The 11,801-nt window shown below is 59.3% G+C and carries 3 protein-coding genes; all 3 read right to left on the bottom strand.

All coding sequences use genetic code 11. The features are described from left to right. Positions 1–667: 667 nt before the first annotated feature. On the bottom strand, positions 668–5,593 hold the full coding sequence (locus CCR82_RS02390) for an ICP22 family protein (protein ID WP_201243757.1): 4,926 nt from the start codon (positions 5,591–5,593) through the stop codon (positions 668–670). Positions 5,594–5,723: 130 nt separating this feature from the next. Continuing rightward, positions 5,724–6,665 carry a hypothetical protein gene (locus CCR82_RS02385; RefSeq protein ID WP_201243756.1) on the bottom strand — a complete coding sequence of 314 codons (942 nt, stop codon included), beginning with the start codon at positions 6,663–6,665 and terminating at the stop codon, positions 5,724–5,726. A gap of 224 nt (positions 6,666–6,889) precedes the next feature. Further along, on the bottom strand, positions 6,890–11,377 hold the full coding sequence (locus CCR82_RS02380; RefSeq protein WP_201243755.1) for a beta strand repeat-containing protein: 4,488 nt from the start codon (positions 11,375–11,377) through the stop codon (positions 6,890–6,892). Positions 11,378–11,801: the final 424 nt, after the last annotated feature.

Genomic DNA, 11,801 nt, shown 5'->3' with positions numbered 1-11,801 from the left:
GCAGGATATCCACGGGCGAAGTGGCGAACTGAGGAACGGTGGCGGATTGGACCATCGGTAATCTCCAAATCGAACAGGGGTGGAGACCACCGACTGAACGGGTGAGATCACAGCTGGACGCGGTGTGCAGACGCCATCCCGAGAGGAGGGGCTTTTTGCTAGAATACCGCTGGCCACTGGTGCGCTCGACTCTGCGTCAGTCGGGGCTTGACGCGGCGGGTGTTTGCACCACCCCCGCGACAGTGGCACCCATCTTAGCCGCCTCGGCGCGACGCTGTCGAGCCCCCGGTGCGACTTTTTTTATCCCCCTCTCCCCCCTGGCCGCGTCCGCGCGCGCAGGCTCGGCCCGACGGCGCCGAGTCAGCCGACCTTGCGGCGCCCGCGTGGTCCGGCGCGCGTTCAGTGGGGGCGTTTTATATCCATTTCGTTCAGCATCCGCCCGTTTTGGGCTCAGCTTGACCCCACCCCCGGGGTCAGGATGACCCCCCCCTGAGGCCAGCCTGAACCCACCCTGGGGTCAGGGCGGCCCCCCGGCGAGCCCGCGTCCCACCGGCGCCGGACACGAAAAAACCCCGCCACCTTGCGGTGACGGGGTTTGCAACAGGAGCACCGACCCGGCGACCAGGGGCAGCGCGCCGCCCCCAGGGCCGGGTCCGGGCGCGAGCCCTTAGACGACCAGATCCAGCCCGGTCTCCTCCGGCACGCCGATCAGCTCGTAATCGGCCACGGCCGTGTAGTCGATCGTCTCCTCGACCGCAATGATGTCCAGTTGCCCCTCCTCGATGAGCGCAGCAGTGAACCGCGGATCGTCGGCGATCTCGTCGGCGAACGCGCTCAGCACCTCCGTGGCCGTGAAGTCGGCCTCGCGCTGGACAGAGAAGCTCGCAACATCGGGCTCGGCCCCTTCCTCGGGCTCCTCCAGGTCTTCCGTGAAGGTCAGGGTGAACTCATAGTTTTCACCCTCCTCCAGCGCTTCCGAACCGATGGTCAGCTCGATGCTCGCGCTCCAAGGTGAACCATCGGTCGCCTCACTGCCCTCCTGGCTGATCGTGATGGCCTCTGGCGGGACAATCTCCTGGGCATCGTCGCCTTCGGGGTTGCCATTAGAGACCTGCGCTGGTTCACCAAGCGCTTGCTTATCGTGGCCTTCCTGAGCACCAAGCTCGAAGTCAGCCCCGTCATTGAGCTGTTCACGCTCGCCGGGGTCGCCCTCCTGAGGCTCGGCATCGCGCAGTGGCTCGGCGCCGGTGCCGGCAATCACGCCTTCCTGCTCCCGCACAGCCGTGCCGACCGTGATCTCAGGACGATTCGGCGCGTCTTCCTCAAAGCCTGGTTCGGTGTCGTAGGCACCGATGCGATCGCCGCCCTCACCCTCGGGTGTGCCTGACACAGGGGTTTGGCTTTCGTTGTAGGGCGTTCCCGCCTCGGGCGCCTCCGCAGCCTCGACGGCTACCTCCACAGCGCCCGAAGTGGCTACGATGACGGTGAAGGTGTCGCCTGGCTTTGGAGTGACTTGTGAACCGTTAATGTTTTCCAGGTTATCCAGCACAAGTGGTTGGCCGCTCTCAAGCACCTCATTAGAGGTAAATTGGCTACCAGATTGAGTAAATTCCTTATCACCATCTTCAGCTTCATAGACGAGCTTAATGCCACCACTACCGTCATCCTCGACAACAAGGGTGTAGCTGCCTGCATCCTGACTAGCAGTGGGTTCAACCTCAGCGGGTGTTGGGGGGGCAACGAACTCTGCAGTCACTACAGTCACAGCTGTGGGAGCTGCGACGCCATCAACCGTGTTCACAGTAGGAGTCGCTGCGATAACATCCGTGCCACCAACCGTGACCACAGTAGGAGTCGCTGCGACAACATCCGTGCCACCAACCGTGACCACAGTAGGAGGTGTTCCAGTACCGCCTGGGGTAAGATTAGAGACATCTCCGACCTGTGTGCTGACAAACGCAAGGTCAGCGCCACTAGCTGTGTTGCCGGTCGTGGTCCAGTCCGCAAGCGTCCCGCTCCAAGCGCCATTGGTGACCGAGTTGCCTTCTTCGGCACCGGCGGCAAGGCCTGCAAAACCGGCAGCAACATCGGCTGCGCTGATGGTTCCACTTGCCGTCAGCGTCAGACCCGCCACCTCAACCGTTTGACCATCGGTCAACTCCTTGAAGGTCAAGGTTGCGGTTTCGAGCGTGCCAGCGTTTGGTTCAAGATCAGAGACATCTCCGACCTGTGTGCTGACAAACGCAAGGTCAGCGCCACTAGCTGTGTTGCCGGTCGTGGTCCAGTCCGCAAGCGTCCCGCTCCAAGCGCCATTGGTGACCGAGTTGCCTTCTTCGGCACCGGCGGCAAGGCCTGCAAAACCGGCAGCAACATCGGCTGCGCTGATGGTTCCACTTGCCGTCAGCGTCAGACCCGCCACCTCAACCGTTTGACCATCGGTCAACTCCTTGAAGGTCAAGGTTGCGGTTTCGGGAGTACCTGATTCGCTTACCGGGATATTGTCAACATTTTCGTTAGCTGTTGTGCTGACAAACGCGAGTTCAGCGCTACTAGCTGTGTTGCCGGTCGTGGTCCAGTCCGCAAGCGTCCCGGTCCAAGTGCCATCGGTGACCGAGTTGCCTTCTTCGGCACCGGCGGCAAGGCCTGCAAAACCGGCAGCAACATTGGCTGCGGTGATGGCTCCACTTGCCGTCAGCGTCAGCCCTGCAACCGTCACTGATTGACCATCGGTCAACGCTTCGAAGGTCAAGGTCGCGGTTTCGGGAGTACCTGATTCGCTTACCGGAATATTGTCGGGATCTGACAAGCTGGCCGGTGTTCTTGCAAACGCGAGTTCAGCGCCAGTAGCCGTGTTGCCGGTCGTGGTCCAGTCCGCAAGCGTCCCGCTCCAAGCGCCATTGGTGACCGAGTTGCCTTCTTCGACACCGGCGGCAAGGCCTGCAAAACCGGCAGCAACATTGGCTGCGGTGATGGCACCACTTGCCGTCAGCGTCAGCCCCGCTACCGTCACTGATTGACCATCGGTCAACGCTTCGAAGGTCAAGGTCGCGGTTTCGACCTCAGCCCCACTCGCGTCCGCGGTAGCGACCGCATCAAGATTGTCACCAGCCCCCAGGAAAACATCCGAGAGGCTATAGCCCGTCTTGTTGGTGATGGTGAGGATGTCGCTCCCGTCATAAGAGGCATCGACGACATCCGTTCCACTGCTAGCACCGAGACCATCGCTAAATGCCGTTCCAAACGCCTCATTCAGCTTGGTCTCAACAGCATCCATGTCAGCCTCTCCAGTCAGGTTCACTCTGACTTGCTTGGTGACTAACTGATGCTTATCGTTGACATACTCGACATCCGCCTCGAAAAACTGGACGGTTCCAGCAGCCTCAGTAAACGGCTGAACGCCATTCAGCGCGACCGTCTCCGCAGTCGTGGAGGCTGCTCCTGCTGTGGCGAGGCTCAGTTCGTCGACAAGAATCGCGCGACCTTTGGCATCGCTAATGACGATCTCTGTGTTATTGCCGCTGCCCTCCTTGTCACTAACAGTGATGTCATTGTCCAGGGCCTTTTGCAGCACGGTCTCGATCTTACTGGCCAATGCCGTTGTATCCCCGGTGGTATCGTCCACATCGACATCAGCCAGCGACACCTCGACGCCACCGATCATCGCCGAGAAGCGCCCCACATCGAGTCTCGCAATCGCATCGCTCAGATTGCTAATGGTCGCGGTCGAAGGCAAGGCCCCCTCGGTGTTCAATGCTTCGATATCGCTCAATGCGCGACCGAGGGTGTCCGTGATGACGAGCCGGTCATCACTTGCCTCATAGGTGACGCTGAGATGCTCAACCTCCTCGTCACCAAGTTTCTCGTCGATGAAAGCGGCCAGGCCAGTTCCATCATTGGAGGTTAATGCAGCATGATCGATCTCGATTTCGAACGGCTCTCCACCATTGAGCCCCGCCACAGCGATCTTGAAGAGATCGATATCGGCGACATCCGCATCGGTGATCCCATTGACATACCATTCGGTGTCAGTCTTCGGTTCACCGATGTCCAGGATCGAAACATTGGAGAACTCACGCCCGAGCGCATCCTCGATAACGATCCGGTTATCAGCCGATGCCGTCACCGTGATGTTGCCTTCATCATCATCAGCGGCATTCAGAACGGTCTCAATCTCGGTCGCCAGCTCCGTTCGACCCCCAGTGGTAATATCGATGAGTGCGCGATCAATCTCGATCTCAGTCCCTAACTCAGCACTGAAACGACCGGCTTGCAGCCTGGCAAACCCATCGGTGATGTCTGTGAAGATGGCCTGGCTCGGCTCGACGTTCTCCGCTGCCGACTCCAGAAAGACCCGTCCATCATCACCGGGACGACCGAGATCATCGACGATCTTCAGGCGACTCTGGCTTGCCTCAGCAGTGACTAAAAGATTAGCAAGCGGCGTTGTCCCATCATCTGCCTCCCAGGCATCAAACCCATCATTTAACTGATCTGCAAGACTCGCCAGACTGGTCGCGCCATCGACCTTGACTTGGACCCCATCGTAGCCAGCGATATCAAGCGTTAAGCGAGCCGCGCTAGTGGCATCCGCGCTGCTGACACCGGTCACATACATCGTTGAGGGCTCAGCGGGTTGACCTCCGTCTTCGAGCGTGACACTCCCCTCAACAAACGCACGACCTTTGTCATCGGTGATGACTAAGTGCCCAGTGTCGTATGTCACCTCCATATCGCTGAAAGGCGTGTCATCGTCGATGGTCTTGGCTTGGATCTCGCTTGTAAAGCTAGCAAGAACCCCAGCAACTGTCCCTGCATCGTCATCCTCGATCTCAACAGCGACATCCTGGCCATCGATGGTGAACGCCAGAGCGCGAGCGTTGAGCAATGTTCCCTGAAGAATCTCGATCTTGGCCGTTGAAGCAGTGGCCTGCTCACCGGCATTCAAGAGTTTCACATCTTCCGTGGAAAACGCCTTACCGTCCTCATTGGTGATGGTCAGCGTCTCATTTGCAAGGGAATAGCTAGCCTCCAGGTTATTCTCCTGGAAACCATCAGAATCGTTGAGTGCCGCCTCCAGCTTTTCGATCACTTCCGCATCGTCTTCGCCTTCCGCATCGATCTCGTCGACGACAACGGTGGTATCACCCACCTTCAGCTCCAGGGTCTTGAGATCGAAGAGTTGGAACGGTTCAGCCTCGATGCTGAGTTTGGACGCAACGGCTTCCATGGCCGGCTCGGAATTGGTCCACTCGGCATTGAAGACGATCTCGCCTGGCTCTGGCTCCGGCTCGATCTCTTGTTGCTCCTCCTGGGCGTCGGCGTCGGCCTGAACGAGGAGGTCATCGTAGTCGCTCGGACCACCGTCCGGGCGTTCGGCCACCGGCGTCGCCTGAAAGGTAAAGGCCTTGGCCAGGTTGTTGAAGACACCCTCATTAGGACGAATAATCTCGTCGGCGTCTGCGTCATAGTCCAACTGACGCGACAGGATGCGGACAAAAATCGCCTCGAGCTGTGGGCTCAGCTCAAGATCACCCGCCAACGTCTGTACGAATGCTTCAGCGTAGGCTTGCTTCTTTAAGGCTGCGGTCGACATAGTCATCTCCTGAAAAAGTGTGCAAGAGACCAAGAGCGACAGAGGGTCTTCTTGGCCTGTGCTAGATATAAAGCGGTTAGCTGGTCAGACGGTTGACGGTTGATCGGCCCCGGCCGACACGGATATGCGATCAGAGCACCAGCCAGAAATCTTCCGTTTCGAGCGCAGCGTTGAGGCCAGCGGTCAGATCGCCATCACCCATAGCGCTCAGCCCATCGACGAGCGTTTGCTCGATCTCGGGGAATTCGATGTTCCAAGCGGGCGCGATATCCGTGGGCGCCGCAATAGGATCGGCCGCGACCATGCTGATACCCAGAACACCGTCATCAAGGTCCACGCCTGTTACCACGGGGGTGTCGCCGGCCGCAAGGTCACCCGCGAAACTTGAGACATCGAGCACATCTCCAGCCGTGAAGTTGGTGATCTGGATGTTGACCGCATTCTCTTCGACCGGTGCCGGCTCGGTGTCATCGATGCTCAAGGTAAAGGTGACGCTGGCCTCGCTGTCGTTGTCGGTACGCACCTGGTCAGCGTCGCCAAAATAGCCCCAGGTGGAATCTTGTTGTTCAGAAAGCTGGCCTTCCTCGTTGCCAAGGATGCCATTTTCGTCCCAAGTGAGGACTCCAGGTTCATCGATCGGCGTCGGTGCCGGTCCCTCGCCAATCGAGCCATCAGGATTGACAGTGCCGGTGATAGTCGCGCTATTCAACGGTTCGCCAGCCGCAGGAACGGTGGTTCCGAAAGCCTGGGCGGTCTCTTCGAAGGTCAGCGGGGTACCGGCTGTGGAGTCGAATGGCGTTCCTCCAAAGACGAAGCTGAACTGCTCGGGAGCGCCCAAGAAGGTGACGACCTGGTCGTTCACTGTGAACTGCACACCATTGGAGAGGAAATTGGCGGAGGTGATCTCTAGGCCATCCAGTAGGTTGATGACGCTAGCTTGGTTGTCGCTGACGGTGACGTCACCGCTCAGGTCCGAGACAATTGAATAAGTGTCAGTGCCGCCAAAATCGTTAAACTCGGGATCGTCGCCAGTAATGTTGACGCTGAGGTTACCGGAGTCAAGGTTAGCCATTTGAAGTCTCCACGGAGGTTAGAAGTCGAGGTGCTTGGACGGGCGCGTGAGCATACGAGCGATCCTATCACTATAGAACGATCAGCACATGACTATTGATAGTGACCATGGCTTCGCTTGAGAGTGCGGCACACGCTGCTGGAATCGAAGTTTAGCCAAGGGGCCACGCCGGCCGCTAAGGACCGGCGTGGTTTTCAGCGCATGGCTGAGACGAGCGATTGGAGTCAGACGACTTCGTAGAACGGCGTCTCACCCCCGAGCGATGCATCGTTGATACCGCTCAGCGTGATCTGAGCAGGGTCTAGCTCATCGGCCGGATCATCATCCTGGAAGCTGATGACGGTGGTGGGTGGGGTTGCAAAACCATTTGGAACCACAAGAGCACCTCCCGCCTCAACGTCGAGGAAGTCGGCGGCGGACAGTGGCGGCTCGGCGGCATCGTCGAAGCGCAGCATATCCTCGCCTACGGTGAAGCCCTCGATGGTCACTACCGCGTCGCTGGAGAGTGAGGCACCTGTGCTGGAGTCGAAATTCAGCACGAACACTTCTTGCTCACCTTCAACGGCTGTCACCTCGGGTTGGACGTCGCTGAGCATGATGAGGTTCTCCTCACCGCCAGCGATGACATCGACCGTGGCAGTACCCGCACCTGTATTGCCCTCTTCGTCCGTGGCCCTGATGGTGAGGTTGAACGGATCATACTCGGGATCATCCAAAGCTGCGGTCAGATCCTTGGTATCGTGGACCTCGATGTCGCCGTTGTCGTTGATACGGAAGGCGTCATTTCCGTCCTCATCAACGTCGATATTGCCCGCGGTGATCTCGAAGCTGTCGATTTCAACGTCGTCGGCGACGGTCATCGTCCCAACTGGCCTGCCATTAGGCGCATCCTCGGCCACTTCGAACTCGGCGTCGTTCACCACGAATCCTTGGGGCTCACCGTCGACCTCTACCCTGCTGTCCGCGTCTTCTTTTGCAACCGTGCCATCCCACGCAATACCATCCGTCTCGATGTCCAGCGTTCCGCTGCCTTTCAGCGTTATATTGGAGAAATCAAGGGTGCCAGTGAAGCCTGTGTCGACGATCTCAAGCGTGTGCGTGGCTCTGAGATCAGTAAAGGTGACACCGCCTGCATTCAGCACGGCGTTGAGCTGTTCATCGGTGAGACTTACGGAGGAATTGAACACAATAAACTCGATGTTGTTGAGAGTCACCCCGGCAAGGTTGATGGCACCGTAGGTCTCGAGGGTGTCAGTACCGTTGCCTAGATCAATGTCGCCTTGAGCCGACCAGTTGCCAGGGCCAGCAAGCGCGACGTTATTGTCGAGGTCGCTGAGGGCGATGCCGTTGACGGGCGCGGCCAACGCATAGTCCGCAGCGTCGAACTGCCCAAGCAGGGTCACAGAGTCGTCGCCATCGCCGGTGGTGATGTTGTTGACCCCGCGTCCACCAAGGATGTTCATGTTGGACTGGTCGGTCAAGGCGCCGGCGTCCACTTCAAGGTCGGCAACGGCGGTGATGTTGCTGGTTGTGGCGTTATTGATGCTGGGATTGAGGTTGTCGCGGGCATTCAGGATGAGCGTCTCGGGGGTTGTGCTCGAGGCGGCTTGGCTCGCATCGACAAGCCGGTTGACCACGCCGTCATCCAGCGAGATGTTCAACGTCTGATCCGTGGACGTATCATTGGTGAAGTCAAGCCGACCGAAGTTGCGGACCTGGGAAAGGTCTGCGATCGAGACGTTGGCCGTGTTGCGTATCTCCAGCACGTTGTTGTTGCCGGCGACGTATCCAGCGGTTGCGGCATCATCGGGGTCGCGGATATCCGTGTCACCGCCATTGAGTACCATGCCTTGGTTGGCACTGGTATCGTCGACGACCAAGCGGTTGGAGGAGACACCGGGAAGGGCTACACCATTCGCATCAATAGCTACACCATTCGCACCAATAAAGGTCACCGCCTTATCCTGGCTAAGCCCGCGCATGTCGAGCACCAGATCGGACTCACCATTGTTCCGGAGGTCACCGTCGTTGTTGATGACCACCAAGCGATTGCCGTTGTCGGTCTGGCCAACGAACTCGTTGTCGATGCGTGCGGCGTAGCCACCGCCGTTGATGGCGACCCAGTTTGCATTCCCTACTTTGTTGTTGTTGGCGCCGTTGTTGTCGCCAAAGCGCAGGACGTCGACGCCACTGAGGTTATCCCACTCCGAGGATTGATGGTCGATACGCGGGGTGCCGGAGACGGTGGCGGTATTGCCATCGAGGACGAGGGTGTCGCGGCCCGCGCCGGCGTTAATGGTATCGCCCGAGGTGAAGCCGGCGCTGGCCGAGCCGACCGCATCGAAGATCAGTGTGTCATTGCCGGAGCCCGTGGTGATCGACATCGAGGTAACGCCGTCATCACGGGTGATGTCGCCCAAGCGTGCGATGATATCGCCGTCGTAGTTGCCAGCCTCGATGTTTTCGAACACCAAGCGATCGGCATAATCCGTGACCGTTCCTAGTGTGGTGTCATCGACGGTACCCAGGGAGCCGTAAAAGACACTATCGACCGCGTTATCACGCCGGCTTGTACTGACCCCGCTGGGAACGCCAGGGATTGCGGCTAAGTTGTCTACTGCGCTTGTGTTGCTGCCGGTGCTGCCGTCGGCTGCAAGGGCATAACCTGCGTTAAGAGGATTGACGGTCGTGCCGGCAGGGGCGTTTGGATCAAAGACCGTAGCAAGAGCTAAGGTGGCATCGAACCCGGCAGCACTGAAACTATCGAAGTTCATGTAGTTGCCGGCATCGGAGGCATCGCCCGGGGCCACGGTCAGGGTACTACCGTCTTGGGTGAAGCTGCCGTTGCCGTCGAGGAAGACGGTGTTCGACTCGGTATCGTTGTCGACAATCGTCGGTCGCTCGACATCGACCAGATTCAACTGGGCGTTGAAGACGGGGTCGGTGTTCACCCCATCGACCAGCGTCACCTGGAGCGCGTTGTCATCGGCATCCACAGCTTGGGTGGTGTTGATGATGTTGTTGGCGATGGTGCTGTTGCCGGTGGTGCCGTGCGCCAGCGCAATGGTCTGGGTCAGGCCGTCGGCGTCGCCAGTCTCGCTCAGATTGTTGAGGTTGACGGTCATGCCTTCGGCGGCGGATCGCCACTGTAAAACAGGAGTTGCGGCGGTACCAATATCGACAGGTTGCTGCCCTTCGTTGCGCACAAAGATGCTCTCAAGCATATCGAACGCATTGACGTCAACCGTTACTGTGTCCGCAGCCTCGACGACAGCAGGAAAAGCCGAATCATGACCCGTGCGCACTTCCAGCGTCGGAATGCCGAGCAAGTTAGGGCCCGTCGCCGGAGCGGTGATCGTCTGCGCCGCCCCGCCGAGCACGGTCATGGTATTGGCGCCATCACCGCCATCGACGATATCGCCGGCATCGATCGACGCGCCCTGGGTGAGCACGAAGCTGTCGTCGCCGATTCCACTGGTTACGATGACGTCCATCGGCACGCCCGAGGTGCCGTCGCGGAAGGCATTCATCTCTGGGCCAAGGTGGAGCGTCAGGTTGGCGCCGAGGCCGGTGGCATCGATGGTGTCGAGCGAGCCGGCCACATTCGCCAGTCCTGCTTGGAACTGGCTAGCTTCGACGGCGCCCGTGGCAGCGTTGAAGGTGGGCCGGCTACCGCCCAGGGTCAGCGCCTGATCCCCGGTGATGTTCAGTGTCTGCAGATCCTCGGCCTGGAGGAAGCCGGCGGCATTCGTCGACCCGGTGCTGGTGAGGTTGATGGTCTCGTAGCCTTCGCTTGGCGTGGCTACGCTTTCCTCAACCCGAAGTGACCCAAGATTGGCGTTATTGAGCGTCAGGGCGGTCTCGTCGCTGCTGCCGGCGAGGGCGGCACCGAGGAAGGTGAAGGCCACGGGGGCATTCGGCGCTTGGCTATTGTTAACAGACATCGTCGAGACGGACTCGGCGATGTTGCGCGTGTTCATCTGGTTAGAGTCATTCATGCGCGAGACGTTGATGGCATCAACGCCCGTGGTGTCTTGCAAGTCCAAAGTTTTGTTTGCAGAACCCTGAACAGACACATTGACGGTCTCGATGCCGTTCAGGGTCGGGGTGATCGGTGGGTTGCCGATTTCGCTGTCGTCCACAAAGGTGAAGTTCAGCGTTGGGTTGTTGCCGACACCAGTGAGGACGTCGTCGTCCTGCAGCGTGTTCATCTGATCGGTGCCGCCCGGGTTGAACTCGCGGGGGGCCTCGAAGACGTTGGCGGTGGCGACGTCGGGGTTGATGGTGAGCGTGTCGGTGTCCGCGCTCACGCCAGCGGCTGGAGCGCGCCCCTCGGCGGCGCCGTAGGCGACGAAGTGATCGTAGCCGCTGTCGAACTGACCGGCCGCAACGGCACCGGCTACATCCGGGTTCTCCGCGAGATAGAAGGTCTCGTCAAAATCGATCGCACCGTTGCTGCGACCCTCGTCCGCGCCGTACATCGAGTAATGCTGCAGGCCTGTGCTAAAGATGCCAGCGTCGACAGCGGCCAGCACGTCGCTGTTTTGCGACAAATAAAAGCTGGGGTCAAAGAACGGGCTCGGCATCCGGCCTTCGCCTTCGCCATGATGGATATAGTGATATTCGGCGCTCGGCATGAGGCCGCTGCTCACGGCGGCGAGCACGTCCGGGTTGTTCTGCAGGTAGTAGGATTGGTCGAATGCTTGCAGCATGATCTTCGGTCTCCGTGTCGAGAGTTAGAGCGTGAAAGGGAAGGCGGCGCGTGACAAGGGTTGGCCTCGTTGGCTTCCAAGGGGGTTTCTGCTCCAAGGAGCTTTGGGCGCTATCATACGGGGTCTCGGCGAGCCTGTGAACTAGTAGGGGTTAGGAGGTGTCCGTGCGTGCTCGACGCCCCAAGCCTAGCGGATGTTGTTACAAAGAGACATGTTCGTCAAGCCGTCTATGATTGTAACCGATCGCGGCGCGGTTGCAAGCCGCGTCTCAAGCCCTGCGCGCATGTTCCGTTGCCGCTAGGAATTATCGACTCCTGAATGAGGGCGTGCACAGGCGCCTCTGGAGCGCACTGCGGCGGTGGCTGCTAGTGCTAAAACCCAACATGTGGTTCATTTTCGACCTGTGTTGTCTGGTATCATGTGA

It is taken from the genome of Halochromatium salexigens, assembly GCF_016653295.1.
Taxonomy (GTDB): Bacteria; Pseudomonadota; Gammaproteobacteria; order Chromatiales; family Chromatiaceae; genus Lamprobacter; species Lamprobacter salexigens.
The sequence above is the reverse complement of the archived record's forward strand: the minus strand, read 5'-3'. Positions and strand labels throughout refer to the sequence as shown.